Here is a 25,362-nt window from a genome sequence, read left to right on the forward strand (position 1 = left end):
GCGCGCTGGCGGCAATGTCATTTTGTGACCCTTGCCGCCGCATCGCGCTTATTCGTCTTCCAGATAGGTGTAGCCGTACAGGCCCGCCTCGAACTCTTCCAGGAACTGCGCGCGCAGCTCCTCGTCCAGATCGCTTTGCTTCACCTGAGAGCGGAACAGATCCAGCAGCTCCTGCGGATTCAGCTGCACATACTCCAGCATGTCCGCCACCGTATCCCCTTCATCGGAGAGCTGCACTTCCACGCTGCCGTCCTGGAAGGCGTATACATCCACCGCTTCGGTATCGCCGAACAGGTTATGCATGTTGCCCAGAATTTCCTGATAGGCGCCGACCATAAAGAAGCCGAGCATCGGCGGATTGTCCACGTCGTACTGCGGCATCGGCATGGTGGTGGCGATACCGTCGCCGTCGACGTAATGGTCGATGGTGCCGTCGGAATCACAGGTGATATCCAGCAGTACCGCGCGACGCTCCGGCGGCTTATCCAGGCCTTCCAGCGGCAGTACCGGGAAGAGCTGATCGATGCCCCAGGCATCCGGCATTGACTGGAACAGCGAGAAGTTGACGTAAATCTTGTCCGCCATACGCTCCTGCAGCTCATCGATGATCGGTCGATGGGCGCGGTTGCTCGGATCCAGATGCTGCTGAATATAGTGGCAGATGCTCAGATAGAGCTGCTCCGCCCAGGCGCGCTGCGACAGGTCGTAGGTGCCCTGCGAATAGCCGGTATGGATATCGTGCAGATCCATCTGGCTGTCGTGCAGCCACTCGCGCAGCGAACGACGCGTGTTCGGCTCGTGCATCTCCTGCCAGGTTTCCCACATGCTGAGCAGCGGGCGCGGCGCGTCCGCGTCAGGCTCGGAGGGTTTGCTGAATTCGTTGCGCTCCACGCCGATGATATTAGAGACCAGCACCGTATGGTGCGCGGTGACGGCGCGGCCCGATTCGGTGATCACCGTCGGGTGCGGCAGACCATGCTCTTCACAAGCGTCGCCGATGGCCCAAATCACGTTGTTGGCGTATTCGTTCAGGCCATAGTTTACTGAACAGTCGGACTGCGAGCGGGTGCCTTCATAATCGACGCCAAGACCGCCGCCGACGTCGAAGCAGTGAATGTTGACGCCCAGCTTCGCCAGCTCAACGTAGAAACGCGCCGATTCGCGTACGCCGGTGGCGATATCGCGAATATTCGCCATCTGCGAGCCGAGATGGAAATGCAGCAGCTGCAGGCTGTCGAGACGGCCGGCGTTGCGCATAATTTCCACCAGCTGCAGCACCTGCGACGCGGAAAGACCGAACTTCGATTTTTCGCCGCCGCTCGACTGCCATTTGCCGGAGCCCTGAGAGGCCAGACGGGCGCGGATGCCGAGACGCGGCACGACGTTCAGGCGCTCCGCCTCTTCCAGCACCAGTTTTACCTCGGTCATTTTTTCAATCACCAGGTAAACCTTGTGGCCCATCTTCTCGCCGATCAGCGCCAGACGGATATATTCGCGATCTTTGTAACCATTGCAGACGATGACCGTACGTGTCTTGCCGGCATGCGCCAGCACCGCCATCAGCTCCGCTTTGGAACCCGCTTCAAGACCCAGCGGCTCGCCGGAGTTGATCAGCGATTCGATCACGCGCTTATGCTGGTTCACCTTGATCGGGTAAACCAGGAAGTAATCGCCGTTGTAGCCATAGGATTCGCGCGCGCGTTTAAACGCGGCGTTAATGGAACGCAGCCGGTGTTGCAGGATCTGCGGGAAGCAGAACAGCGCCGGCAGACGCTGGCCGTCAGCCTCACGCTCTTTTACCAGCCGGGCGAGGTCGACGCGCACGTCCGGCATATCCGGATCGGGACAGACGCTGATGTGCCCCAGTTCGTTGACGTCGTAATAGTTGTTGCCCCACCAGGCAATGTTATAGGTGCGCAGCATTCTGCTGGCATCTTGATCGCTCATCGCCACCTCCTGCATCGAGCGCAGTCCACCCTGTTCGCCTGCTGACGAACCCTTGATATTCTTTATGTCGTCAGACATCGCGAACCTCAACGTTAACCAGTGTTGCAGAATAATTAACAACTATCGCAGTTTGGCGCTGCCATAACAAGCCGCGCTTCGGTCTGGCCGCCAGCATAAAATGCTGAACTGTCGCCTTAGCCCACTGCTGCAGTGATTCAGTGTAAAACACGTCGCCGAACTCCGTGTTGCGGGAGAAAAAAAGCACAGCACGCCCCTGAAACGCCGGGCGCCCCAGTCAAAACTGTAGCAAGTTAGCCTGCGCTCGTGTCGTGTTGATGACCGAAACAGAGAAAACTTCGGCAGAAAAGGCGGGCGGAGAGGCGAACGGAAAGAGACAGCCGCACGTTTGCGCAGCAGAGCGAACCGGAAGAAAGGATGAAAGCCTGGTTCATTACTCGTATCACCTCCACACATGCCGGGCATGTGGAAAAAAGGCCTGAGGGTGAAAATCAGATTTGGAATCTGACGGGCCGGACGCAAGGCGCCCTTTTTTCGCTGAAAACAGCAGCCGCGTTTTATACCGTTGCGGGGGGCAAAATGCAAAAACAAATTATGTAACCTGCAATTGCTGTCAGGAAATTTTGCCGCTTGCCGATACTCAGAAAATGCTCAGAGCGAAAAAGGGCTGGCAATTCGCTGAGGGAGTAACCTAAAATGGACGTCCAGATGTTAATCCATCTAAACTGGTTAACTCCTGTACTGCTCACGGCTTTGCCTGAAGGGGCGTCGGGTCAGGCTGAGCTTTTCTCCTGCACCAGGCAGTTTTTTATTAAACCGTTTTAGTAAGGTAAAGAATAAAATGGCTAAACACCTTTTTACCTCCGAGTCTGTATCAGAGGGACATCCTGATAAAATCGCTGACCAGATTTCGGATGCGGTTCTTGATGCGATCCTCGCTCAGGACCCCAAAGCACGCGTCGCCTGCGAAACCTATGTGAAAACAGGCATGGTGCTGGTCGGCGGTGAAATCACCACCAGCGCCTGGGTTGATATCGAAGAGATCACCCGTCAGACCGTGCGCGACATCGGCTATGTCCACTCCGATATGGGCTTTGACGCCAACTCCTGCGCCGTACTGAGCGCCATCGGCAAACAGTCTCCCGACATCAACCAGGGCGTTGACCGCACCGATCCGCTGGAACAGGGCGCGGGCGACCAGGGCCTGATGTTCGGCTATGCCACTAACGAAACCGACGTGCTGATGCCAGCGCCGGTCACCTACGCGCACCGTCTGGTGCAGCGTCAGTCTGAAGTGCGTAAAAACGGCGCGCTGCCGTGGCTGCGTCCGGATGCGAAAAGCCAGGTGACCTTCCAGTATGACGCCGGCAAAATCGTCGGTATCGACGCGGTAGTGCTGTCCACCCAGCATTCAGAAGAGATTTCCCAGTCCGCGCTGAAAGAGGCGGTAATGGAAGAGATCATCAAACCGGTGCTGCCGACCGAGTGGCTGAACGCCAATACCAAATATTTCATCAACCCGACCGGCCGTTTCGTTATCGGCGGCCCGATGGGCGACTGCGGCCTGACCGGCCGTAAGATCATCGTTGACACCTACGGCGGCATGGCGCGCCACGGCGGCGGCGCCTTCTCCGGCAAAGACCCGTCTAAAGTAGACCGTTCTGCAGCCTATGCGGCACGCTACGTGGCGAAAAACATCGTCGCAGCCGGCCTGGCGGATCGCTGTGAGATCCAGGTTTCCTACGCTATCGGCGTAGCGGAGCCGACCTCCATCATGGTGGAAACCTTCGGCACCGAGAAAATCCCGACCGAGCAGCTGACGCTGCTGGTGCGCGAGTTCTTCGATCTGCGTCCTTACGGCCTGATTCAGATGCTGGATCTGCTGCAGCCGATCTACCGTGAAACGGCAGCTTACGGCCACTTCGGCCGCGAGCATTTCCCGTGGGAAAAAACCGATAAAGCGCAGCAGTTGCGCGACGCGGCCGGTCTGTAAAAACCTTTCGCCGCTCTGCTCAGAGTGACGTAACACCTTGAAGGGGCACGTAGTGCCCCTTTTTTATCCCTCATTTTCCGCCTCACCAGCTACACTTTTCGTTGCCTGTGCTTACCGCTGGCATGATAACGCTTACAAATTGAAAGGCCTTATATTTCTGCCATTTAGGAATTAATCGCGGATGTATTTTGCCGGGAAATGCGTTATTTTCAGCGTCGTCTGATAGCCGGTTAACACTGGCGTGTCAGAAACTTAACGGGTGCTATACCTTACTGGTTATTTAATCTGAGCCCGGTGATAAATGCTGGTTTTCAGGGTTCTGGCGTGTGTAACCGATTACACCTCTGTGATCCGTCTCACTTTTTGCCCTGCTCAGGTTTCTTAACATTGATAACTACAACGAGAGATTCTATTCGGAGGCACTATGCCTGGTAATACCCACAAAGGCAGAACTTCAAATAAGGTCATGACCTTATTTGTCTGCTTTCTTGCAGCCCTTGCCGGCCTGCTGTTTGGTCTGGACATCGGTGTTATCGCCGGCGCCCTGCCCTTTATCGCTAAGGATTTTAACGTCACCAGCCATCAGCAGGAGTGGATTGTCAGCTCCATGATGTTTGGCGCCGCCATTGGCGCGATCGGCAGCGGCTGGATGTCTTCCCGCCTCGGTCGTAAAAAGAGCCTGATGGCGGGCGCTGTCCTGTTCGTTATCGGTTCGCTCTGGTCGGCGATGGCGCCGAACCCGGAAATGCTGATCGCCGCACGCGTGGTGCTTGGCCTGGCCGTGGGCGTCGCCTCCTATACCGCGCCGCTGTACCTGTCTGAAATCGCGCCGGAGAAAATTCGCGGCAGCATGATTTCGCTCTACCAGCTGATGATCACCATCGGTATCCTCGGCGCCTACCTCTCCGACACCGCGTTCAGCTACACCGGCAACTGGCGCTGGATGTTGGGCGTGATCACTATCCCGGCAATTCTGCTGCTGGTCGGCGTCTTCTTCCTGCCTAACAGCCCGCGCTGGCTGGCGGCGAAGGGCCACTTCCGCGACGCGCAGCGTGTGCTGGATCGCCTGCGCGACACCAGCGAACAGGCGAAACGCGAGCTGGATGAGATCCGTGAAAGCCTGAAAATCAAGCAGACCGGCTGGAGCCTGTTCCGCAGCAACAGCCACTTCCGTCGCGCGGTGTTCCTCGGCGTGCTGCTGCAGGTGATGCAACAGTTCACCGGTATGAACGTCATCATGTACTACGCGCCGAAAATCTTTGAAATCGCCGGCTTCAGCGATACCAAAGAGCAGATGTGGGGCACGGTAATTGTCGGCCTGATCAACGTACTGGCAACCTTTATCGCCATCGGTCTGGTAGATCGCTGGGGCCGTAAGCCGACCCTGACGCTGGGCTTCCTGGTGATGGCGACCGGCATGGGCGTACTGGGCACTATGCTGCATCTCGGCATCGAATCGCAGGGCGCGCAGTACTTTGCTATCGCCATGCTGCTAATGTTTATCATCGGCTTCGCCATGAGCGCCGGTCCGCTGATTTGGGTACTGTGTTCTGAAATTCAGCCGCTGAAAGGCCGCGATTTCGGTATCACCGTCTCCACCACCACCAACTGGATCGCCAACATGATCGTCGGCGCGACCTTCCTGACGATGCTGAATACGCTGGGCAACGCCAACACCTTCTGGGTCTATGCGGGCCTGAATATTCTGTTCATCATCTTTACCGTGATGCTGATCCCGGAGACGAAAAACGTCTCGCTGGAACATATCGAACGTAACCTGATGTCCGGTAAGAAACTGCGCGATATCGGTTCGCACGACTGATAACACCGCTTTGTATCAGAGGGCCGCATACTGCGGCCCCTTTTTTTCGCCCTGATAAACGCCTCCGCCAGCACCCATTGTTTTCCGCCGCGCCGCGCCGTATGCTTGCGCCTTATGAAATCCGTCCGTCTCCCTATCGCCCTGCAGCAGGCCATTATGCGTTCGCTGCGCGAGAAGCTGCAGCAGGCTAACCAGCGGCTCGACAGCGACTATCCCGAACCGCGTCTGACCTGGCAGCAGCGCGGCACCGCCGCAGGCACCGCCTGGCTGCAAAGCTGGGAAATTCGTCTGAACCCGGTGCTGCTGCTGGAAAATCAGCAGGCATTTATTGATGAAGTGGTGCCGCATGAGCTGGCGCATCTGCTGGTATGGCGGCGCTTTGGCCGCGTGGCGCCGCACGGCAAAGAGTGGAAATGGATGATGGAGACCATTCTGGAGGTGCCGGCGCGCCGTACCCATCAGTTTGAAGTCGCCTCGGTGCAGGGCAAAACCTTCCCCTGGCGCTGCCGCTGCCAGCAGCACCATCTGACCGTGCGCCGCCACAATCGCGTGCTGCGCGGCGAAACGGAATACCGCTGCGTTCGCTGCGGCGAGCGGCTGCAGCCGGGCGACTATCAGCCTGCTGCCGGCTAATCTCCGTCGCGCGATCCCTGTAAAGGCGCCTCGCGCGCTCCTTTCAGTCACGCTTTCCCATTTCGACAGCCGGTGCAATCTGGTACGCTGCGCGCTCTTTTTCATCAGCTGCAAAAATGGAATATGTCTCGCAAATTTTTCTTTACCGTTGCGTTCACCGCGCTGATCGCTCCGCTGGCCGCCCACAGCCTGAGCGGTCCGACCTATCATCAGAATAACTTTCAGCAGGCGAAGAAAATCTCCGCTGAAATCAACGCCGATGCGCCGGGCTCCTTCTACTGCGGCTGTAAAATCAACTGGCAGGGAAAAAAAGGGGTGCCCGACCTCGCCTCCTGCGGCTATCAGGTGCGTAAAAATGCCAACCGCGCCAGCCGCATTGAGTGGGAGCATGTGGTACCCGCCTGGCAGTTCGGCCATCAGCGCCAGTGCTGGCAGGATGGCGGTCGTAAGAATTGCGCCAAAGATAAGGGCTATCGCCAGATAGAATCGGACCTGCACAACCTGCAGCCCGCGATTGGCGAAGTGAACGGCGATCGCGGCAACTTCCTCTACAGCCAGTGGAACGGCAGCGAGCGCCAGTATGGCCAGTGCGAAATGAAAATCGATTTTAAAAACAAGCTGGCGGAGCCGCCGGCCCGCGCGCGCGGCATTATCGCCCGCACCTATTTTTATATGCGCGATCGCTACCAGCTGCGCCTGTCGCGTCAGCAAACCCAGCTGTTCGAAGTATGGGACAAGCAGTATCCGGTCACCGACTGGGAGTGCAAACGGGATAGCCGCATCGCCAGCATTCAGGGCAATCACAATCCCTACGTCGCGCGCGCTTGCCAGCGTTAAAAGCGCTGCCCTACACTAAAAACACCCGCGTGACGGGCGCGCGCCCGTCACGCCGAATCGCTTACGCCGCGCAGCTGCGCGGCCCGTTATTAGCAGGAACGACATGCGTATACCCCGCATTTATCATCCGGAATCGTTAACCGTCGGCGCTGAGGTTGCCCTTAGCGAAGACGCCGCCGGCCACGTTGGCCGGGTGCTGCGCATGAGCAGCGGCCAGGCGCTGGAGCTGTTCGATGGCAGTAATCTGGTTTTTGACGCTGACATTTTGCGCGTCGATAAACGCAGCGTCACGGTCAAAATCAGGCAGAGCCGCGCGGAGAGCCGGGAATCCCCGCTTCATCTGCATCTGGGCCAGGTCATGTCGCGCGGCGAAAAGATGGAGTTCACCATCCAGAAATCGATCGAACTGGGCGTAAATGTGATTACCCCTTGTTTTCTGAACGCTGTGGCGTAAAGCTGGACGCCGAAAGACAGGCGAAAAAGATTCAGCAGTGGCGCAAAATCGCCATCGCCGCCTGCGAACAGTGCGGCCGCAACAGCGTGCCGGATATCCGCGAAGCGATGACGCTGGAGGCCTGGTGCGCGGAACCGGAGGAAGCCCTGAAGCTAAATCTTCATCCGCGCGCGCAGCACAGCATCAACACGCTGCCGCAGCCGGTAGAGCGGGTACGCCTGCTGATCGGTCCGGAAGGCGGCCTGTCCGCCGAAGAGATCGCGATGACCGGCCAGCACGGCTTTACCGATATCCTGTTGGGGCCGCGCGTGCTGCGCACCGAAACCACCGCGCTGACCGCCATTACCGCGCTTCAGGTGAGATTCGGCGATCTGGGTTAAGCTAAACAGGCGGCCCATTGCGTTAAGCCTGTAAACAGAATTTATGCCAACCTGCGGCAAGCGGCATACCGACCGCCCGATCGAGGAGAGAAGAATGATTAAGCTTGGCATCGTCATGGATCCCATTACGACGATCAATATTAAAAAAGACTCCAGCTTTGCAATGCTGCTGGAAGCACAGCGCCGCGGCTATGAAATTCACTATATGGAGATGAACGATCTCTATTTGCGCGGCGGCGTGGCCTATGGCCGCACCCGCACGCTGAGCGTCGAGCAGAATTACGATAAGTGGTTTGAGTTCGGCAGCGAACAGGATATTCCGCTCTCCGATCTGAATGTGATCCTGATGCGCAAAGATCCGCCTTTCGACACAGAATTTATCTACGCAACCTATATGCTGGAGCGTGCGGAAGAGCAAGGCGTGCTGATCGTCAACAAACCGCAGAGCCTGCGCGACTGTAACGAGAAGCTGTTCACCGCCTGGTTTGCTGAACTGACGCCCGATACGCTGGTGACGCGCGATGCGAAACGTATTCGCGATTTCTGGGGCCAGCACGGCGATATTATTCTGAAACCGCTGGACGGCATGGGCGGCTCCTCTATCTTCCGCGTGAAGCAGGACGATCCGAACGTGGGGGTGATTATCGAAACCCTGACCAATCACGGCAGCTTCTTCTGTATGGCGCAGAACTACCTGCCGGCGATTAAAGAAGGTGATAAACGCGTGCTGGTGGTGGATGGCGAGCCGGTGCCTTACTGCCTGGCGCGCATCCCGCAATCCGGCGAGACGCGCGGTAACCTGGCGGCTGGCGGCCGCGGCGAAGCACGCCCGCTGAGCGAAAGCGACTGGGAAATCGCGCGCCGCGTCGGACCGACGCTAAAAGAGAAAGGACTGATTTTTGTTGGGCTGGATATCATTGGCGACAAGCTGACTGAAATCAACGTCACCAGCCCAACCTGCATTCGTGAAATCGAAGCCGCCTTCCCGGTCTCCATCACCGGTATGTTGATGGACGCGATCGAGAAGCGCCTGGCGTGACGCTGAACGGGGCCCCGGCCCCGTCTTAACCCGTTAATTGTCTCTTCGGTGATACGCCGTTAGCCTTTAACCCGTATTCAGAACGAGTGAGAATGAATTTACAGCACCATTTTTTGATTGCGATGCCCGCGCTCCAGGATCCGCTCTTTAAGCGTTCTGTGGTCTACATCTGCGAGCATAATCACGACGGCGCCATGGGGATTATTATCAACAAACCGATGGAAAACCTGACGGTCGAAGGCATCCTGACGAAGTTGAAAATCGCGCCTGCGCCGCGCGATCCGCAGATCAAGCTGGATAAGCCGGTCTTTTCCGGCGGCCCGCTGGCGGAAGATCGCGGCTTCATCCTGCATTCGGCCCAGCGCACCTTTGCCTCAAGCATCCGCATCTCCGATAACACGGTGATCACCACCTCGCGCGACGTACTGGAATCGCTCGGCACCGCAGAGCAGCCGGAGCAGGTGCTGGTGGCGCTGGGCTACTGCGCGTGGGAAAAGGATCAGCTGGAGGGCGAGCTGCTGGAAAACGCCTGGCTCACCACGCCCGCTAACAGCAATATCCTGTTCCAGACGCCGATAGCCGAACGCTGGCGCGAAGCGGCGAAAAGCATTGGCGTCGATATCCATAACATTACCAGTGAAGCGGGCCACGCCTGATGAGCAGCATGACCCTTCTGGCATTTGATTTTGGCACCAAAAGCATCGGCGTCGCCGTCGGCCAGCAGCTTACCGGCACCGCGCGCCCGCTGGCCGCGCTAAAAGCGCAGGACGGCGTACCGAACTGGGAGCTGATTGAACGTCTGCTAAAAGAGTGGCAGCCGGACCGCGTGATTGTTGGTCTGCCGCTGAATATGGACGGCACCGAACAGCCGCTGACCGCCAGAGCGCGCAAGTTCGCTAATCGTCTGCATGGCCGTTTCGGCGTGCAGGTCGACCTGCATGACGAGCGGCTCAGCACCGTAGAAGCGCGCGCCGATCTGTTCGCCCGCGGCGGCTTTAAGGCGCTGACCAAAGGCAGCGTCGATTCGCTCTCGGCGGTGATTATCCTGGAAAGCTGGTTTGAGAACCTGCCGGCATAGCGACCAGCCCCTGCCGCTGGCGCTGCTGCAGGCTCTGTTCAAAAGTTTGCATCCCCGACTGCAGACCGGTCTGCAGCAGCCCGCCGATCTGATGCGTTTTTCCTTCCCGGATAAGATTAGCGACGGCCGGCGTATTGATTAGCACTTCATACAGGCCAATGCGCCCTTCCGCTTCGGCCGGTACCAGCCGCTGGGCGATAATCGCCTGCAGGCTGCCCGCCAGCTGGCTACGTACCAGATTTTTCTGCTCAGAAGGAAAGACATCGATCAGGCGATCCACCGTCTGCGCCGCGCCGCGCGTATGCAGCGTCGCCAGCACCAGATGCCCGGTTTCCGCCGCGGTCAGTGCCAGCGATATAGTGTCGGGATCGCGCAACTCTCCCAGCACAATCACATCCGGATCCTCACGCAGCGCCGCGCGCAGCCCCTGCTGAAAGCTGCGGCAGTGCAGGCCGATCTGCCGTTGTTGGATCAGCGAGCAACGGCTGTGATGAATAAATTCGAGGGGATCCTCCAGCGTGATGATATGACGCGCCTGCTGCTGATTAAGCGCATCAACCATCGCGGCCAGGGTGGTCGATTTTCCGCTGCCGGTCGCGCCGACGATCAGTATCAGGCCATCCTGCCGCGCCAGCAGCGATAAGACGCTGGCGGGCAGCTGCAGCGTCTCAAGGGCGGGACACTGCGCGGCGATAAGGCGCAACGCCAGTGACATGCCCTGCCGCTGGCGGAACAGATTGGCGCGCAGCCGCTGGCCGCCGGCGGTCGTCAGAGCGAAATCGACATGACCGTCGACGGCGAGGCGGCGCTGCTGCGGCGCATCCAGCCAGCGCTGCGCCAGCGCCTCAAGCTGCGCCATCTCCGTGGGCGGCAAATCGGGCATCGGCTGCAGCACGCCGTGGCGGCGCCAGTGCGGCAAATGTCCGCTACAAAGGTGCAGATCGGCCGCATTATGCTTTACACTAAGGGCCACGATTTCCTCCATATCCATGACATTCTCCTGACTATGACTTCTATTCAGCACAACTTACAGCAGGTACGTCAGCGCATCGCGGCGGCGGCGGCGAGTTGCGGCCGCGATCCGCAAGAAATTACGCTGCTTGCGGTCAGTAAAACTAAACCTGCGAGCGACGTCGCAGCAGCGCTGGCCGCCGGGCAACGCGCCTTTGGCGAGAATTACGTACAGGAAGGGGTGGATAAGATCGCGGCGCTGGGCGACGCCGGGCAGCCGGAGTGGCACTTTATCGGGCCGCTGCAATCGAACAAAAGCCGCCTAGTGGCCGAGAACTTTGCCTGGTGCCACACCCTTGATCGGCTGCGCATCGCAACGCGCCTCAACGATCAGCGCCCTGCCCATCTGCCGCCACTGAATGTGTTAATTCAGGTAAACATCAGTGACGAAAGCAGCAAATCTGGCATTATGCTGGAGGCGCTGCCGGAGCTGGCGCAGGCGGTAGCGGCGTTGCCGCGTCTGCGGCTGCGCGGGCTGATGGCGATTCCGGCGCCGGAGCAGAGCTATGCGCGGCAGCTGGCGGTCGGCCAGCGCATGGCGGACGCGCTGGCGTCGCTGAAGAAGCATTATCCATCCGTCGATACACTTTCTCTGGGAATGAGCGACGATATGGACGCCGCCATTGCGGCAGGCAGTACCATGGTCCGGATCGGCACCGCCATTTTCGGCGCGCGCGATTACGGTGCCACCACCCACAACAATAATTGAGGAACCTCATGCTGACGTTGACTTTTTTGGTATCGACGCTGCTTAACCTGTACGTAAAAGTGCTGCTGCTGCGCATCTGGATGCAGTGGGCAAGATGCGATTTCTATAACCCATTTTCTCAGTTCGTGGTCAAAATCACCCAGCCGGTGGTGAAGCCGCTGCGCCGCGTTATCCCCTCGATCGGGCCGCTGGACACCGCCTCGCTGCTGCTGGCCTATGTGCTGAGCGTGCTGATGTTTACGCTGGTCTTCGCGCTGCAGAGCCGTCTCTTCCTGTTCGATCCGGTCTTCCTCTATTTCGGCCTGGTCTCGCTGGTGAAAGCGGCGGGCGTGTTGGTGTTCTGGGTCATTATCGTGCGCTCGCTGATGAGCTGGATAAGCCAGGGCCGCAACCCGGTCGACTATGTGCTGATCCAGCTGACCGAGCCGCTGATGGCGCCGGTGCGTCGTTTCCTGCCGGCGATGGGCGGCATCGACTTCTCCGCAATGGTGGTGATTCTGATCCTCTATATGCTGAACTTCCTGGGTATGGATTTCATTCCCGGCTGGGCGCAGCTGTAATTGTTTTTCGCCGTAAACGTTTCTGGAACTGATATGCAAAAAGTTGTCCTCGCCACCGGTAATCCCGGCAAAGTGCGTGAAATGGCCGATCTGTTGGCGGATTTCGGCCTGGATATTGTGGCGCAAACCGAGCTGGGCGTGGTCTCCGCCGAAGAGACCGGCCTGACCTTTATTGAAAACGCCATTCTGAAGGCGCGCCACGCCGCAGCGATCACCGGTCTGCCCGCTATCGCCGATGATTCCGGGCTGGCGGTGGACGCGCTCGGCGGCGCGCCGGGCATCTGGTCCGCGCGCTACGCCGGCGAGGAAGCCAGCGATGACGAGAACCTGCAGAAGCTGCTGCGCGCGCTGCAGGATGTTGCCGACGATCAGCGCCAGGCGCAGTTCCACTGCGTGCTGGTCTATCTGCGTCATGCAGCCGATCCGACGCCGCTGGTGTGCCACGGCAGCTGGTCCGGCGAGATCGCGCGCGCGCCGGCGGGCGAAGGCGGCTTCGGCTATGATCCGGTGTTCTTCGTGCCGGCGCTGGGCAAGACCGCTGCCGAGCTGAGCAAGGCGGAGAAGCATGCCGTCTCGCACCGCGGCAAAGCGCTGGCGCTGCTGCTGGAAGCGATGCGCAATGGCTAATCTTCCGCCGCTCAGCCTCTATATCCATATTCCGTGGTGTGTGCAGAAGTGCCCCTACTGCGATTTCAACTCGCATGCGCTGAAAGGCGAGGTGCCGCATGAGGAGTATGTCTCTCATCTGCTGGCCGATCTCGATCGCGATCTGCCGCTGACCAGCGGCCGGGAGGTCGCCACCATTTTTATCGGCGGCGGCACCCCCAGCCTGTTAAGCAGCAGCGCGATGCAGCAGCTGCTGGATGGCGTGCGTGCGCGTCTGCCGCTGGCGGCGGACGCGGAAATCACCATGGAAGCCAACCCGGGCACGGTAGAGGCCGATCGTTTCAGCGCCTACCAGGCGGCAGGCGTTAACCGCATCTCTATCGGCGTGCAGAGTTTCAGTCCGCTGAAACTGCAGCGACTTGGGCGCATTCATGGCCCGGAGGAGGCGAAGCGCGCCGCCCATCTGGCCACCGGGCTTGGCCTGCGCAGTTTTAACCTCGATCTGATGCACGGCCTGCCCGATCAGTCACTGACCGAGGCATTGGACGATCTGCGCCAGGCGATTGCGCTTAATCCGCCGCATCTCTCCTGGTATCAGCTGACCATCGAGCCGAACACGCTGTTCGCGTCCCGCCCGCCAGTGCTGCCGGATGACGACGCGCTGTGGGATATTTTCGAACAGGGCCATCAGCTGCTGACCGCTGCCGGCTATCAGCAGTATGAAACCTCCGCCTACGCGAAGCCCGGCTATCGCTGCGAGCATAACCTGAACTACTGGCGCTTCGGCGATTATCTCGGTATCGGCTGCGGCGCACACGGCAAGCTGACTCAGCCGGACGGGCGCATCGTTCGCACGGTGAAAACGCGTCATCCGCGCGGCTTTATGGCGGGCGACTATCTGGATAAGCAGTATGAGGTGGCGGACACAGAGAAGCCCTTCGAGTTCTTTATGAACCGTTTCCGCCTGCTGGAACCTGCGCCAAGAAGCGATTTCAGCCGCTATACCGGGCTGCAGGAAACGCTGATCCGTCCGCAGATCGATGCGGCGCTGGCGAAGGGCTATCTGACGGAAACGGCGGAAAGCTGGCAGGTAACGGAGAAAGGTAAACTGTTTTTGAATTCTCTGCTGGAACTGTTCCTGGCGGAGTAATTATTTGATTAAGCAGAAGGCTCACCCTATTCAGCGACTTGATGTCAGCCGATACGGTGAGCTTTCTTTTTTGTACTAAGCCAGTGCCGATGAATTAATGCGCAGGTGACTTTATTGATTTACGGTAAGCCAGGGCATTAATGACACGACAAGCGAGTAAGGGTTAGTCAGACCGGTAAGCCAGAACGCTAATTATTCAAAATGCTATAGCAGCATAACGCATTGATGACTTATTAAATCAGTCGCCATTTAATCATTTCCTCCCGGTTAATCACTTCCTGCATAAAAGGTTATGGCGCTCCGCCGCGTCCGGCCGCATGCTAATTTCGCCTGCCATAACAATACTGGCCGGCGGGATAAAGGAATAGTGAGATGCGATAACAGGAGGTTACAACGATGGCCTACACGATTTTCATTCAGCGCAAATGGCAGACAGCGTTATCCACGATAAGCGAATTTACTCTTCCCGGTACGGATATCAAAGGCTACTTCCTTGAGTGCCCCGGTCCCGATACCATAACACCAGATTTAAAGAAAAGAATCCCTGAGGGCCATTACAGCCTGACCTGGCATAAAAGTAATAAGTTTTCCCAACACAGCCCTCTGCCACAGCTTTATAATGCGCAGGTGCCGATAAGTCGCTGGATACTTATTCACCCTGGGAATGACTATAACGATACTATAGGTTGTTTATTGCCGGGAAAAGTTAAGCTCGTTGATCGTGTTGGGGCAAGTAAAGATTTATATGACCGTATGAAATCATTTATGCGTACTGAAGGAATTGATAAATTCAGCGTTATCATTACCTCTCATTATGTTGATGGACACAATAAATCCGGAGATAAATAACATGAAAATATTTATCACACTACTCTTTTTATTGATGACGCCAGCACTACAGGCAGAACAATTAATGAGTGAGGGTATCCTGCAGGCGTACTGGAAAGCAGAGTGGAATGATGATGCTACGATGAACACGCCAAAGCTAGCCTTGCGTTTTTTCCCAGCCACTGATTCATCTTTGCGGGACAAGGTTTTTGACATCCGTTTTAAAGACCAAAAAACGGCACTGACATTTGTAATAAAAAATTTCAAAACCCTCCCTGATAATTTCCTTAGATATAAAGAGTGGTTTACAAATCAAAAAGGGACTCTCTATCTTAAAAATCCAGAGCCTTATATTGAATGTAGGAGTGAAAACTATATGGCTGAAATTATTAATTTCATCCCTGACTTCTCAGTAAGTTTTTCTGATACCACATCTTATGAAGATATGGCTCACTGCGGCTATAATGGCGACAGGCCTTTTCTGACTTCTTATTATCTTAACCCAGAGTATAAGATAGGCTACTTTAACTCAGAACCTGGTGATAATGTGGCTTATGTAAAAACCTTTAATATCAGAGACAGAATAGTAAAAATCAGCACTGTTAATAAACAGTGGATTTACGCTGCCGTCTATGATGATACGAAACCGGACCGTTTAGGTGACAGAAAAGGCTATGTAAATACAAAATATCTTACACCTTTTAACTAAACCTGCTTATCCGCCTGGCGCTCAACGCCCCGACCGTCCGCGAAGACTGTCGGGACGTTTTACTATTTGATGCCGGCCAGTACCGCTTTACGCTGTGTTTCCAGCGCCGAGACGCGGTTACAGACCTCGTGGCCAAAGTTCTGGAAATCCTGTTCCTGATTGCTCCACTCCGCCTGAATCGCCTGCTGCAGGCCACCGAGATTGCCCATAATCGCCTGCAGCGGGTTGCTGTTCTGCGACGCCTGTTTGGTGCCCATCTCGTTAAGGCTGTCCTGCACCACGCCGCCAAGGCTGCTTTGCACCAGGCGTTCGCCGTCGGCGCGCACCTGATCGATCGCCTGATGATGGAAAGTCAGGCCGTCGCTGCGATGTTCGATAATGCGGTTCATCTGCTGCTTCAGCTGTTTATCCAGCGTGGTAAGACGATTACGCACGTTGCTGTCGGCGCCGAGCTTATCGACAATGACCTTATCCAGCGCCATGCGGCCCTTCTCCAGCCGCTGTGAGGCGCCCTGATCGACCCACGGCAGATCGCGGCGCAGCGCCGCCTGATAATCCAGCGCTTTCTGACGCGTCGCGTTATCGGCCTGAACCGGCTTACCGTTGTACTGCAAATCGCCTGTCGGCGAGATCACCAGATTGCCGCTGGCGCCGATCACCTGTACCGCCTGCGGCGTAATCACCACATCATCCTGCGGTTTTACCGGACATTCATAGGCCGCGTGCGCCTGTGCCGCCGCCAGTAAGAGTGCGCCTGTCAACGCTTTACGCATCATAACAACTCCTGGATCAGATTAGGGACATCATTGTCCTGCTTGCCCGCCGCCGGTAGAGCGTTAACGTCGCAGGCAGCGGCCGCCGCGCCCGCAGAAAGCGCAGGCGCGGCGTTAAAGCTTAGTCCCACCACACATCGAAGAGTTCCGTCACCGTCACGCTTTCCATGTTGCGCGCTTCCAGCCACTGGCGAACCATTTCACGATGCTCATCGGTGCATTTACCGATCTTTTGCAGACAGACCAGGCCTTCCCACTGCAGATAGCCACTGCCGTCGAACGCCAGTCCGTTAGGTTCGATCACTTCATTGATAAAAGCGTCGACGGCGGCGTCGATCTCATCGACCGGCGTGCCCTGCGGGAACGTCCAGGCGACAGAAAAACCCAGTTCCTGAAACTCATCAATGTGCATCTTTTTCCGTAAACGACGGCTACGCTGTGTTGCCATTATTTGGTCCTCTCAAACATCAAATCCCATACGCCGTGGCCCAGACGCTGCCCGCGCTGCTCAAATTTGGTTAATGGCCGCGTGTCGGGACGCGGCACATAGTCGTTGCTCTCAGACTGGTTTTTATAACCATCCACGCTGTTCATCACCTCCAGCATGTGTTCCGCATACGCTTCCCAGTCGGTCGCCATATGGAAAACGCCGCCCAGCTTCAGCTTGCGCAGCACCAGTTCAGCGAACGGCGCCTGTACGATGCGGCGCTTGTTGTGGCGCGCTTTATGCCAGGGATCGGGGAAGAAGAGCTGCACCATGCGCAGCGAATTATCCGGGATCATTTTCTCCAGCACTTCGACCGCATCGTGGCACATGACGCGCAGATTTTCGACGCCCGCTTCCTGCGCCGACCCCAGGCAGGCGCCGACGCCCGGCGCATGCACCTCAATACCGAGGAAGTTCTGCTGCGGATTGGCGCTGGCCATCGCCACCAGCGAGGCGCCCATGCCGAAACCGATCTCCAGCACCACCGGTGCCTCACGGCCAAACAACGCCACCAGATCCACCGGCTCCGCCTGGTACTCTACGCCCATAACCGGCCATAAGGTATCAAGCGCCTGCTGCTGGCCTTTGGTCAGGCGACCCTGACGGCGCACAAAGCTGCGGATACGACGCAAAGGGCGCCCGTTTTCATCAAATTCCGGTGTGATGACGTCATTAATCATGTCGGTGTCTGCCTGTCTGCATATTCAGGAAAACGGGCATTATGCAAAGTTACCGGACAGAAGCAAGCACTTGCAAAGTTCCGGTTTACTCCATGCAATGTCTATGCTGGAATGCCTGCCTGAGTGTAGAGCAATAACGGAAATTTTCCTTCTTATGATGCAAGCGCAACAGTTCGCGCAGCAGGTGCTGGACTGGTATCAGCGCTTCGGACGTAAAACCCTGCCGTGGCAACAGGCCAAAACGCCTTATAAGGTCTGGCTCTCCGAAGTGATGCTGCAGCAGACCCAGGTCGCCACCGTTATCCCCTATTTTGAACGCTTTATGGCGCGCTTCCCGACGGTCAGCGATCTGGCCGCCGCGCCGCTGGATGAAGTGCTTCATCTGTGGACCGGTCTGGGCTATTACGCTCGCGCGCGCAATTTACATAAGGCGGCGCAAACCGTCGCCGAGCGCCATCACGGCGTTTTCCCGGAAACCTTTGATGAGGTCGCCGCGCTGCCGGGCGTCGGACGCTCGACCGCTGGCGCGGTGCTATCGCTGGCGCTGGGCCAGCACTATCCGATCCTCGACGGCAATGTGAAGCGGGTGCTGGCGCGTTGCTACGCGGTCGGCGGCTGGCCGGGAAAAAAAGAGGTGGAGAAACGTCTCTGGCAGATCGCCGAAGAGGTCACACCCGCGCAAGGCGTCAGCCAGTTTAACCAGGCGATGATGGATCTCGGCGCGCTGGTCTGCACCCGTTCCAAACCGAAATGTGAAATCTGCCCGCTGAACAGCGGCTGCGTCGCTTATGCTGAAGGCAGCTGGGCCAGCTACCCTGGCAAAAAGCCGAAGCAGACGCTGCCGGCGCGCACCGGCTATATGTTGCTGATGCAGCACGGCGACGGCGTCTGGCTGGAGCAGCGTCCACCGGTCGGGCTGTGGGGTGGTCTCTACTGCTTTCCGCAGTTCGCCGACGACGCCGGGCTGCGCGCGTGGCTCAGCGCGCGCCGCATCGACGATGCTACGCTGCAGCAGCTGACGGCGTTTCGCCATACCTTCAGCCATTTCCATCTGGATATTGTGCCAATGTGGCTGTCGCTGCCCTCTTCCGGCGCGGCGATGGATGATGGACCGGGTCTCTGGTATAACTTAGCGCAACCACCGGCCGTGGGTTTAGCCGCACCGGTTGAACGCCTGCTGCAAGAATTGCGGCATCCACAGCAAATATCGCTGCATATGCGCGTTACTGAAGAGGAAGAGTAATGAGCCGCACAATTTTTTGTACGTTTCTGCAACGCGAAGCTGAAGGGCAAGATTTTCAGCTCTACCCGGGCGAACTGGGCAAACGCATCTACAATGACATTTCGAAAGAGGCCTGGTCACAGTGGATGACCAAGCAGACCATGTTGATCAACGAGAAAAAGCTCAACATGATGAACCCGGAAGATCGCAAAGTGCTGGAGAAGGAGATGGTCAATTTCCTGTTCGAAGGCAAAGATGTGCATATCGAAGGTTACACCCCGCCAGAAAAATAAAAATTTGGGCCTCGTTTGAGGCCCCCTGTTTTGGTTGCGCGCAGAGACGATGAAAAAAAAACTGATTGCCTTGCTAGTGATAGCACCGCTGCTGGTTTCCTGTTCAGGCAGCAAAAAAGAAGCGTTCCATGAAGAGTGGGTAAAAGACACCAACGGCTTTGACATTTTGATGGGTCAGTTTGCCCACAACATCGAAAATATCTGGGGTATCAATGAAGTCCTGATCGCGGGTCCGAAGGATTACGTTAAGTACAGCGATAATTACTACACTCGCAGCCATATCAACTTCGAAAAAGGCTCGATCACTATCGAGACCATTACCGGCACCGATCCGGCCGCCAGCCTGCGCCAGGCGATCATCACCACCCTGCTGATCGGCGAAGATCCGGGTAATGTCGATCTTTACTCCGACGCCAACGATGTGCAGCTCAGCAAAGAGCCGCTGCTCTATGGCCAGGTGCTGGACAATACCGGCCAGCCGATCCGCTGGCAGGGACGCGCCGCCAGCTTCGCCGATTACCTGATCCAGAATAAGCTGCAGCGCCGCGTTTCCGGCCTGCATGTGATCTGGTCGGTAACCATTCCGATGGTGCCGAACCACCTCGACAAGCGCGCCCACAAATATCTGCCGATAGTGCGTAAGGCAGCAGAGAAATATAACGTTGATGCCTCGCTGATTCTGGCGATTATGCAGATCGAATCGAGCTTCAACCCCTATGCGGTCAGTCATTCCGACGCGCTGGGGCTGATGCAGGTAGTGCAGCATTCGGCGGGCCTTGACGTGTTCCGTATGAAAGGGAAATGGGGCAAGCCGAGCCGTAGCTACCTGTTCGATCCGGAAAACAATATCGATACCGGCACCGCCTATCTGTCGATTCTGCAGGATAACTACCTGGCGGGCATCGCCAATCCGGTATCGCGCCGCTATGCGGTGATCACCGCCTACAACGGCGGCGCCGGTAGCGTGCTGCGGGTCTTCTCCAGCGATAAGGATCGCGCTTTCGCGCAGATTAACGCCCTGTCGCCGAATGAGGTTTACCAAACCCTGACCACCCGCCATCCTTCGGCGGAATCGCGCCGCTACCTTTATAAGGTCAGCAACGCCCAGCGTAGCTACCACCGCTTCTGATCGCGCGGAAAGCCAGCCCCTCCCGGCTGGCTTTTTTATTGCTCGCGCGTTATTTCGCTAAACGCGAAAAGCCAGCCCTTCCGGCTGGCTTTTTTATTGCCCGCGCGTTATCTCGCTAAACGCGGAAAGCCCCCCTTCCGGCTGGCTTTTTTTATTTCCCGCGCGTTATCTTGCTAAACGCGAAAAGCCAGCCTCTCCGATTTTTTATTCCCCGCGCGTAATTTCGCTAAAATACGATTTTTGCCGTTCGGCAAACTCTTTATTCTCTTGGCCTGCACACCGGGAAAAATTCCCCTGCGGCATCGCACGCGTTTTCGCCAACTCTCGCTGAAAGCGCTGATAATAATATTTAAGGGAATAATATATTTATGAATAAATTTAAGTTTAATTATCTGTTCCTTAGCGTCACGCTTATTACCGGTAGCGTCGCGACGGCAGAGGCGGCGGTAACACCAGACGCTCAAGTCCGCCAGGAAATCAATAAAATGACCAACGCTAACGGCTCTGAAACGGTCAATATCAATGCCCCTTCCGCCAGCGGCATTTCACATAATAAATATTCGCGCTTCGACATTAACGATAAAGGGTTGATTCTGAATAACAGCAAAGATCGCTCGCTGACCGCCGTCGCCGGCGTGATTGCCGGCAACCGCAACCTGAATGAAAGCGCGCCGGCGCGCGTCATCCTGAATGAGGTCACCTCCTCGCAGGCCAGCAGGCTGGAGGGCAACCTGGAGGTAGCCGGCCAGCAAGCGCATGTCATTATCGCCAACCCTAACGGCATTACCTGCAACGGCTGCGATTTCATCAATACCAGCCGCAATACGCTCACCACCGGCAAACCGGTGTTCAACAACGGTGAGCTAAGCGGTTTTCAGGTAGAGAAAGGCGCCATCACCATTACCGCCGCCGGTATGAAAGATAAATACAGCGAATACACCGATCTGATTGGCCGCTACGTTGCGGTTAACGGCGGCGTAGCGGCGAATAACCTGACGATTGTCGCCGGACGCAACGAACATGTCAGTATTGCCAATGGCGGCGTGACCACCAGCAGCACGCTCAACGATAGCGGTGCTGAGGTACTGATTGACGTCAGCGCGCTGGGCAGTATGTACGCCAATAAGATCACCATGGTCGCCAACAATAACGGCGTCGGCGTGCGTAACGCCGGGCTGATCAGCGCAGCTTCCAATCTCCATATCAGCGCGCGGGGCGATATCAGCAATGAACGGGGCGCCATCCTCTCAGACGCCGGCATAGTATTAAACAGCGAAAGCCGGATAAAAAATCAGGGTGGCCTGATCTCTGCGCCGGTGGTCGGTCTGAAAGCGCAAGCGTTGATTAACGATAACGCCACCGTCGGCAACTTTTTGCTGAATAAAACCTACGAAGGCAGAGTGGAAAGTCATTTCGCCTTGCTTAACGTAGAAAATAAGATCGCCAACGCCGGAAAACTTCTCGCCACCGATTATATGAATATCAGCGCCCGTGAGCTGGAAAACACCAACGGTAACATTATCAGTGGCGGATCGCTGAATATCACCGCCGACAGCATTAGCAATATCTCCTCGGGCGGCTTTAGCGATGACAAACCGGATCTGACAACCGGCATCCTCAGCCAGGGCGACGTGAATATTAACGCCGCAAGCCTGATAAATAACGGGCAGATCTATGCGATAAACGATATCGCGATTACCACCAATGAGCTGGATACCAAACAGGGGCATATTCAGGCAGCGAATAACGCCGTGCTGGATGTAAAAAATACGCTGCATATGGCGGACGCGGTGATCGGCACCGGCCGCGATCTCACTATTAACGCGGGTAACGTGAACAATGATATCAACACCACTTTCCTCTGGCTGTTCCAGAAAAAAGAGACGAAGCAGGGCAAGATCAGCGCGGGCGGCGATCTCGCTTACCACGTCGGGCAATCACTCAGCAATCATAACGCCATCGCGGCGAACGGCGCGGTATCGATAACGGCGGCGGGCGCCGTCCATAATCTCAGCGCTATCAGCGGCAACAGCCTCTCGCTGCGCGCCGGGGAGGTAAAAAACGCCGGCTGGCTAACCGCCGCTGATTGGCTGAGTGTGGAGGCTGACACTTCGCTGATCAACGACGGCGTGATGAAAGGCGCCCATAGCCTCGTGCTGAGCGCGCCGGTAGTGAAAAACAGCGGCACGATTGAATCAGCCTCGTCGCTGATCTATGCGCCCTCTTTCTATAACTCCGGCACCCTTGCGCCCGGCTTTAACATCATCAGTACGCTGCGCCCCCATGCTGCCGACCGGACCGAAGCCGATACGACGGTCGACGTTGACGCCCAGCCGCTGGCCCTGCGCCGTAACTAATCCACCGCCGCGCCCTCGCTGACGGGGCGGCGTTTATTTTATCAGGGAAGCGATATGGGTTACTGGCTGCTATTTCCGGCATTGCTGATCTTGCCCGTCCGATCTTTTGCCAGCTCCGCCGCAGTAATGATTGAACAGCAGAGCCTGCATCAGCAGGCGCAGCAAAAAGCGCGGCAGCAAAGCCTGGCCACCACCGGCCGCGCGGTTCAGGGAAGCGTAACGGCTGATGGCGACGAGGCGGGCGCTTTTATTGATACCGAAGAGTGTCTGAAAATCACCCGGATCCGCCTCGAAAACCAGCACGACCTCCCCTTTTGGCTCTCTTTGCAGCGCATTGCAGATCGGGCGGTTGGCCGCTGCCTGAATGCGCCGAACGTGCGCCATCTCGTGCGCCTGCTGGAAAACCGTATGATGAAAGCGGGCTATATCACCTCACGCGTTAGCGTGCCGCAGCAACAAGCGGGTGATGGCGATCTCAGGCTACGCATCGACATCGGGCGCGTCGGCAACATCGCCTTTAGTACCGGCAGCAGCGATAACGTTCGCCTGGCGGCCGCCTTGCCGCTGCATCCGGGCGATCGGCTGGATCTGCGCGCCGTTGAACAGGGACTGGAGAATATGCAGCGTATTCCCCATGCCGACGTCGCGATTCAACTGGCGCCCGGCGCCCGGCCCGGCAGCAGCGATATCACCATTACGCGCCGGCAAAGCCGGGGCTGGCGCGCCGCGTTTTGGCTGGATGACGCCGGCAGCCGCTATACCGGACGCTACCAGGGGGGCGTGGCCTTCTATCTTGATAATCCGCTGGCGCTCAACGATCTGTTTTACCTCTCCTGCAGCCGGACGCTGGATAACCAGCCACAGCGCGGCAGCCGCAGTTATGCCCTCTGGTATTCGGCGCCCTACGGCTACTGGCTGCTGGATCTCTACGCCAGCGCGAACCGCTACAGCCAGCCGCTCAGCGGCGATCTGGCGGATTACGCCTGGCGCGGCAACAGCGATAACCTCAGCGTTCAGCTCGGCCGCCTGCTGCACCGCGACGCCACGCAGAAAACCACCCTCAGCGCCCGGGTGAGCCAGCGCCGCTATCGCTACTTTCTTAACGATACGGAGATCGCGCTGCAGCAAAAAACGCTGACCCATCTGCATCTGGCGCTCGCCCACCGCCACTATCTGCTAAACGGCGCGGTGGACGCCACGCTCGGCCTGCAGCGCAATACGCCCTGGTTCGGCAGCCGCCCCACTGCCGAGATGCGCTATAGCGGGTATCATCGCGCCGGCCGGCTGGCAACGCTCGATCTTCAGGCCTGGCTGCCGTTTCAGCTGGCCGGCGGTTCGATGAGCTATCAGCCGCGCTTGCTGCTGCAGGCCGCGCCGGACAAGCTGGTGACGCAGGACCGGTTCAGCATCGGCGGCCGCTGGAGCGTGCGCGGCTTTGACGGCGAACGCAGCCTGACCGGCAGCAGCGGCTGGTTTCTGAGCCATACCCTCACGCTGGATTTGCCGCAGCGCGATCGCCAGCTCTATATCGGCGCGGATTACGGGCGCATCCTTCGCCGTGACGACGGCGCGGAGCCGGGAAAAGAGCTGGCGGGCGGCGTGGTTGGCCTGCGCGGCGAGCGCTGGCGAACCGGCTATCATCTGTTCGCGGGCGCGCCTCTCTGGAAGCCCGCAGGCTTCAGGACGAATGCGCTGACGCTCGGTTTTCATCTGCAGTGGGAATATTAAGGAACCGCGGAAAAGAAACAGCCGCGCAATCCGGCGGGCGGATAACGCGGCTGTGGCAGAGAGGACCCTGGTGTTGGCGCTAAAAATTAACGCTGAATAGTTTTAAACTGCTTCGTTGTATTGGTTAACGCGGTTTCCGTCGGCAGCCGCTCCATTGAGCTGGCGCCGTAGAAACCGTCGCACTGCGGACAGTTATCCATAATGTACTGCGCATCTTCCGGCGTGGCGATCGGCCCGCCGTGGCACAGCACGATCACATCTTCGCGCACTGCCTTCGCCGCCTGCGCCCAGGCGTTGATCAACGGCACGCAGTCTTCCAGCTTCAGCGCGGTCTCCGCGCCGATATTGCCGCCGGTGGTTAAGCCCATATGCGGCACGATAATATCCGCGCCCGCTTCGGTCATCGCTGCCGCATCTTCCGCGCTGAAGACGTAAGGCGTGGTCAGCATATCTTTCTGGTGCGCCAGACGGATCATCTCCACTTCCAGCCCATAGCCCATGCCGGTCTCTTCCAGATTAGCGCGGAAGTTGCCATCGATCAGGCCGACGGTAGGAAAGTTTTGCACGCCGGAAAAACCCAGCGCCTTCAGATCGTCGAGAAACTTATCGAAATGGCAGAAAGGATCGGTGCCGTTGACGCCGGCCAGCACCGGGGTCTTTTTCACCACCGGCAGCACCTCTTTCGCCATATCCACCACGATCTCATTGGCGTTGCCGTAGGCCAGCAGCCCGGCAAGCGAACCGCGCCCCGCCATGCGATAGCGGCCTGAGTTATAAATAACGATCAGATCGATACCGCCCGCTTCTTCGCATTTCGCGGAGAGACCGGTGCCGGCACCGCCGCCGATAATCGGCTCACGGCGGGCGATCATGGCGCGGAATTTCTCCAGCAACTCCTGTCGATTAAACGCAGGCATGA

25 protein-coding genes and 1 pseudogene are annotated in these 25,362 nt (G+C 57.5%); 20 read left to right on the forward strand and 6 right to left on the reverse strand.

Annotated elements, in window-relative coordinates; genetic code table 11:
• Window positions 1-48: 48 nt before the first annotated feature.
• Complete coding sequence (gene speA, locus C2E15_RS17345; RefSeq protein ID WP_104958473.1) at window positions 49-2,025, reverse strand: biosynthetic arginine decarboxylase; 1,977 nt, start codon at window positions 2,023-2,025, stop codon at window positions 49-51.
• Window positions 2,026-2,382: 357 nt separating this feature from the next.
• On the opposite strand from speA, the gene C2E15_RS17355 reads away from it, so the two are divergent.
• The 9 genes and pseudogenes from C2E15_RS17355 (at window position 2,383) to ruvX (ending at window position 10,201) form a co-directional block, all read left to right on the forward strand.
• On the forward strand, window positions 2,383-2,565 hold the full coding sequence (locus tag C2E15_RS17355) for a hypothetical protein (RefSeq protein ID WP_104958475.1): 183 nt from the start codon (window positions 2,383-2,385) through the stop codon (window positions 2,563-2,565).
• A 241-nt stretch (window positions 2,566-2,806) separates the two neighbouring features.
• Complete coding sequence (gene metK / locus C2E15_RS17360; protein WP_104958476.1) at window positions 2,807-3,958, forward strand: methionine adenosyltransferase; 1,152 nt, start codon at window positions 2,807-2,809, stop codon at window positions 3,956-3,958.
• A gap of 424 nt (window positions 3,959-4,382) precedes the next feature.
• Complete coding sequence (locus C2E15_RS17365) at window positions 4,383-5,780, forward strand: sugar porter family MFS transporter (protein ID WP_104958477.1); 1,398 nt, start codon at window positions 4,383-4,385, stop codon at window positions 5,778-5,780.
• 114 nt (window positions 5,781-5,894) lie between these two features.
• Window positions 5,895-6,413, forward strand: a complete 519-nt coding sequence (locus tag C2E15_RS17370; protein ID WP_104958478.1) for a SprT family zinc-dependent metalloprotease — start codon at window positions 5,895-5,897, stop codon at window positions 6,411-6,413.
• A 123-nt stretch (window positions 6,414-6,536) separates the two neighbouring features.
• Window positions 6,537-7,250, forward strand: coding sequence for a deoxyribonuclease I (gene endA, locus C2E15_RS17375; RefSeq protein WP_104958479.1), 714 nt, complete (start codon window positions 6,537-6,539; stop codon window positions 7,248-7,250).
• Window positions 7,251-7,353: 103 nt separating this feature from the next.
• Window positions 7,354-8,084: pseudogene (gene rsmE, locus C2E15_RS17380) on the forward strand (16S rRNA (uracil(1498)-N(3))-methyltransferase).
• Window positions 8,085-8,178: 94 nt separating this feature from the next.
• Window positions 8,179-9,123, forward strand: coding sequence for a glutathione synthase (gene gshB / locus C2E15_RS17385; RefSeq protein WP_104958480.1), 945 nt, complete (start codon window positions 8,179-8,181; stop codon window positions 9,121-9,123).
• Between the two features lie 92 nt (window positions 9,124-9,215).
• A complete protein-coding gene (locus tag C2E15_RS17390) occupies window positions 9,216-9,779 on the forward strand; it encodes a YqgE/AlgH family protein (RefSeq protein WP_104958481.1) in 564 nt (187 codons plus the stop codon).
• Window positions 9,779-10,201: a Holliday junction resolvase RuvX gene (ruvX, locus tag C2E15_RS17395; RefSeq protein WP_174705705.1), complete on the forward strand. Its 423-nt coding sequence runs from the start codon at window positions 9,779-9,781 to the stop codon at window positions 10,199-10,201. Before C2E15_RS17390 ends, ruvX begins: the two co-directional genes overlap by 1 nt.
• On the opposite strand, the gene C2E15_RS17400 is transcribed toward ruvX, so the two are convergent.
• Complete coding sequence (locus tag C2E15_RS17400; RefSeq protein ID WP_104958483.1) at window positions 10,164-11,192, reverse strand: type IV pilus twitching motility protein PilT; 1,029 nt, start codon at window positions 11,190-11,192, stop codon at window positions 10,164-10,166. The two genes, ruvX and C2E15_RS17400, sit on opposite strands and share 38 nt — an antisense overlap.
• Window positions 11,193-11,207: 15 nt before the next feature.
• Here C2E15_RS17400 and C2E15_RS17405 point away from each other — a divergent pair, with 15 nt between their 5' ends.
• The 6 genes from C2E15_RS17405 to C2E15_RS17430 all read left to right on the forward strand — a co-directional run bounded on the left by C2E15_RS17405 (window position 11,208) and on the right by C2E15_RS17430 (window position 15,774).
• Entirely contained in the window at window positions 11,208-11,921 is a 714-nt protein-coding gene (locus C2E15_RS17405) for a YggS family pyridoxal phosphate-dependent enzyme (RefSeq protein WP_104958484.1), read from the forward strand.
• Window positions 11,922-11,929: 8 nt separating this feature from the next.
• Window positions 11,930-12,481 (forward strand): YggT family protein, encoded by a 552-nt coding sequence (locus C2E15_RS17410; protein WP_104958485.1) that lies wholly within the window; start codon window positions 11,930-11,932, stop codon window positions 12,479-12,481.
• Window positions 12,482-12,514: 33 nt separating this feature from the next.
• Window positions 12,515-13,108: an XTP/dITP diphosphatase gene (locus C2E15_RS17415; RefSeq protein WP_104958486.1), complete on the forward strand. Its 594-nt coding sequence runs from the start codon at window positions 12,515-12,517 to the stop codon at window positions 13,106-13,108.
• Window positions 13,101-14,237 carry a radical SAM family heme chaperone HemW gene (hemW, locus tag C2E15_RS17420; RefSeq protein ID WP_104958487.1) on the forward strand — a complete coding sequence of 379 codons (1,137 nt, stop codon included), beginning with the start codon at window positions 13,101-13,103 and terminating at the stop codon, window positions 14,235-14,237. The genes C2E15_RS17415 and hemW overlap by 8 nt, the downstream gene beginning before the upstream one ends.
• Before the next feature lie 396 nt (window positions 14,238-14,633).
• Window positions 14,634-15,086: a DUF5675 family protein gene (locus C2E15_RS17425; RefSeq protein ID WP_104958488.1), complete on the forward strand. Its 453-nt coding sequence runs from the start codon at window positions 14,634-14,636 to the stop codon at window positions 15,084-15,086.
• A gap of 1 nt (window position 15,087) precedes the next feature.
• Complete coding sequence (locus C2E15_RS17430; RefSeq protein ID WP_104958489.1) at window positions 15,088-15,774, forward strand: hypothetical protein; 687 nt, start codon at window positions 15,088-15,090, stop codon at window positions 15,772-15,774.
• A 62-nt stretch (window positions 15,775-15,836) separates the two neighbouring features.
• Here the strand turns inward: C2E15_RS17430 and C2E15_RS17435 are convergent, their stop codons facing one another.
• The 3 genes from C2E15_RS17435 to trmB all read right to left on the reverse strand — a co-directional run bounded on the left by C2E15_RS17435 (window position 15,837) and on the right by trmB (window position 17,714).
• Window positions 15,837-16,550 (reverse strand): YggN family protein, encoded by a 714-nt coding sequence (locus tag C2E15_RS17435; protein ID WP_104958490.1) that lies wholly within the window; start codon window positions 16,548-16,550, stop codon window positions 15,837-15,839.
• A gap of 118 nt (window positions 16,551-16,668) precedes the next feature.
• Window positions 16,669-16,995: a YggL family protein gene (locus C2E15_RS17440; RefSeq protein WP_104958491.1), complete on the reverse strand. Its 327-nt coding sequence runs from the start codon at window positions 16,993-16,995 to the stop codon at window positions 16,669-16,671.
• Window positions 16,995-17,714: a tRNA (guanosine(46)-N7)-methyltransferase TrmB gene (gene trmB, locus C2E15_RS17445; RefSeq protein WP_104958492.1), complete on the reverse strand. Its 720-nt coding sequence runs from the start codon at window positions 17,712-17,714 to the stop codon at window positions 16,995-16,997. The genes C2E15_RS17440 and trmB overlap by 1 nt, the downstream gene beginning before the upstream one ends.
• A gap of 154 nt (window positions 17,715-17,868) precedes the next feature.
• On the opposite strand from trmB, the gene mutY reads away from it, so the two are divergent.
• The 5 genes from mutY (at window position 17,869) to C2E15_RS17470 (ending at window position 24,443) form a co-directional block, all read left to right on the forward strand.
• Window positions 17,869-18,957: an A/G-specific adenine glycosylase gene (gene mutY / locus C2E15_RS17450; RefSeq protein ID WP_104958493.1), complete on the forward strand. Its 1,089-nt coding sequence runs from the start codon at window positions 17,869-17,871 to the stop codon at window positions 18,955-18,957.
• Window positions 18,957-19,229, forward strand: coding sequence for an oxidative damage protection protein (locus C2E15_RS17455; RefSeq protein WP_104958494.1), 273 nt, complete (start codon window positions 18,957-18,959; stop codon window positions 19,227-19,229). The genes mutY and C2E15_RS17455 overlap by 1 nt, the downstream gene beginning before the upstream one ends.
• A 49-nt stretch (window positions 19,230-19,278) precedes the next feature.
• Window positions 19,279-20,358, forward strand: coding sequence for a membrane-bound lytic murein transglycosylase MltC (gene mltC / locus C2E15_RS17460; protein ID WP_104958495.1), 1,080 nt, complete (start codon window positions 19,279-19,281; stop codon window positions 20,356-20,358).
• Window positions 20,359-20,726: 368 nt separating this feature from the next.
• The gene (locus tag C2E15_RS17465; RefSeq protein ID WP_104958496.1) at window positions 20,727-22,715 is read left to right on the forward strand and encodes a filamentous hemagglutinin N-terminal domain-containing protein; all 1,989 of its coding nucleotides are present in this window, start codon (window positions 20,727-20,729) and stop codon (window positions 22,713-22,715) included.
• A gap of 54 nt (window positions 22,716-22,769) precedes the next feature.
• Window positions 22,770-24,443: a ShlB/FhaC/HecB family hemolysin secretion/activation protein gene (locus tag C2E15_RS17470; RefSeq protein ID WP_104958497.1), complete on the forward strand. Its 1,674-nt coding sequence runs from the start codon at window positions 22,770-22,772 to the stop codon at window positions 24,441-24,443.
• 86 nt (window positions 24,444-24,529) lie between these two features.
• On the opposite strand, the gene C2E15_RS17475 is transcribed toward C2E15_RS17470, so the two are convergent.
• Window positions 24,530-25,360 carry a phosphoenolpyruvate hydrolase family protein gene (locus tag C2E15_RS17475; RefSeq protein ID WP_104958498.1) on the reverse strand — a complete coding sequence of 277 codons (831 nt, stop codon included), beginning with the start codon at window positions 25,358-25,360 and terminating at the stop codon, window positions 24,530-24,532.
• Window positions 25,361-25,362: the final 2 nt, after the last annotated feature.

It is taken from the genome of Mixta gaviniae (assembly GCF_002953195.1).
GTDB classification, from domain to species: Bacteria; Pseudomonadota; Gammaproteobacteria; order Enterobacterales; family Enterobacteriaceae; genus Mixta; species Mixta gaviniae.

What these genes read in the sequence shown, in the direction of transcription:
- speA (WP_104958473.1), bottom strand. Translation starts at nt 2,025, where the DNA reads ATGTCTGACGACATAAAGAATATCAAGGGTTCGTCAGCAGGCGAACAG.
- C2E15_RS17355 (WP_104958475.1), top strand. Translation starts at nt 2,383, where the DNA reads ATGAAAGCCTGGTTCATTACTCGTATCACCTCCACACATGCCGGGCAT.
- metK (WP_104958476.1), top strand. Translation starts at nt 2,807, where the DNA reads ATGGCTAAACACCTTTTTACCTCCGAGTCTGTATCAGAGGGACATCCT.
- C2E15_RS17365 (WP_104958477.1), top strand. Translation starts at nt 4,383, where the DNA reads ATGCCTGGTAATACCCACAAAGGCAGAACTTCAAATAAGGTCATGACC.
- C2E15_RS17370 (WP_104958478.1), top strand. Translation starts at nt 5,895, where the DNA reads ATGAAATCCGTCCGTCTCCCTATCGCCCTGCAGCAGGCCATTATGCGT.
- endA (WP_104958479.1), top strand. Translation starts at nt 6,537, where the DNA reads ATGTCTCGCAAATTTTTCTTTACCGTTGCGTTCACCGCGCTGATCGCT.
- gshB (WP_104958480.1), top strand. Translation starts at nt 8,179, where the DNA reads ATGATTAAGCTTGGCATCGTCATGGATCCCATTACGACGATCAATATT.
- C2E15_RS17390 (WP_104958481.1), top strand. Translation starts at nt 9,216, where the DNA reads ATGAATTTACAGCACCATTTTTTGATTGCGATGCCCGCGCTCCAGGAT.
- ruvX (WP_174705705.1), top strand. Translation starts at nt 9,779, where the DNA reads ATGAGCAGCATGACCCTTCTGGCATTTGATTTTGGCACCAAAAGCATC.
- C2E15_RS17400 (WP_104958483.1), bottom strand. Translation starts at nt 11,192, where the DNA reads ATGGATATGGAGGAAATCGTGGCCCTTAGTGTAAAGCATAATGCGGCC.
- C2E15_RS17405 (WP_104958484.1), top strand. Translation starts at nt 11,208, where the DNA reads ATGACTTCTATTCAGCACAACTTACAGCAGGTACGTCAGCGCATCGCG.
- C2E15_RS17410 (WP_104958485.1), top strand. Translation starts at nt 11,930, where the DNA reads ATGCTGACGTTGACTTTTTTGGTATCGACGCTGCTTAACCTGTACGTA.
- C2E15_RS17415 (WP_104958486.1), top strand. Translation starts at nt 12,515, where the DNA reads ATGCAAAAAGTTGTCCTCGCCACCGGTAATCCCGGCAAAGTGCGTGAA.
- hemW (WP_104958487.1), top strand. Translation starts at nt 13,101, where the DNA reads ATGGCTAATCTTCCGCCGCTCAGCCTCTATATCCATATTCCGTGGTGT.
- C2E15_RS17425 (WP_104958488.1), top strand. Translation starts at nt 14,634, where the DNA reads ATGGCCTACACGATTTTCATTCAGCGCAAATGGCAGACAGCGTTATCC.
- C2E15_RS17430 (WP_104958489.1), top strand. Translation starts at nt 15,088, where the DNA reads ATGAAAATATTTATCACACTACTCTTTTTATTGATGACGCCAGCACTA.
- C2E15_RS17435 (WP_104958490.1), bottom strand. Translation starts at nt 16,550, where the DNA reads ATGATGCGTAAAGCGTTGACAGGCGCACTCTTACTGGCGGCGGCACAG.
- C2E15_RS17440 (WP_104958491.1), bottom strand. Translation starts at nt 16,995, where the DNA reads ATGGCAACACAGCGTAGCCGTCGTTTACGGAAAAAGATGCACATTGAT.
- trmB (WP_104958492.1), bottom strand. Translation starts at nt 17,714, where the DNA reads ATGATTAATGACGTCATCACACCGGAATTTGATGAAAACGGGCGCCCT.
- mutY (WP_104958493.1), top strand. Translation starts at nt 17,869, where the DNA reads ATGATGCAAGCGCAACAGTTCGCGCAGCAGGTGCTGGACTGGTATCAG.
- C2E15_RS17455 (WP_104958494.1), top strand. Translation starts at nt 18,957, where the DNA reads ATGAGCCGCACAATTTTTTGTACGTTTCTGCAACGCGAAGCTGAAGGG.
- mltC (WP_104958495.1), top strand. Translation starts at nt 19,279, where the DNA reads ATGAAAAAAAAACTGATTGCCTTGCTAGTGATAGCACCGCTGCTGGTT.
- C2E15_RS17465 (WP_104958496.1), top strand. Translation starts at nt 20,727, where the DNA reads ATGAATAAATTTAAGTTTAATTATCTGTTCCTTAGCGTCACGCTTATT.
- C2E15_RS17470 (WP_104958497.1), top strand. Translation starts at nt 22,770, where the DNA reads ATGGGTTACTGGCTGCTATTTCCGGCATTGCTGATCTTGCCCGTCCGA.
- C2E15_RS17475 (WP_104958498.1), bottom strand. Translation starts at nt 25,360, where the DNA reads ATGCCTGCGTTTAATCGACAGGAGTTGCTGGAGAAATTCCGCGCCATG.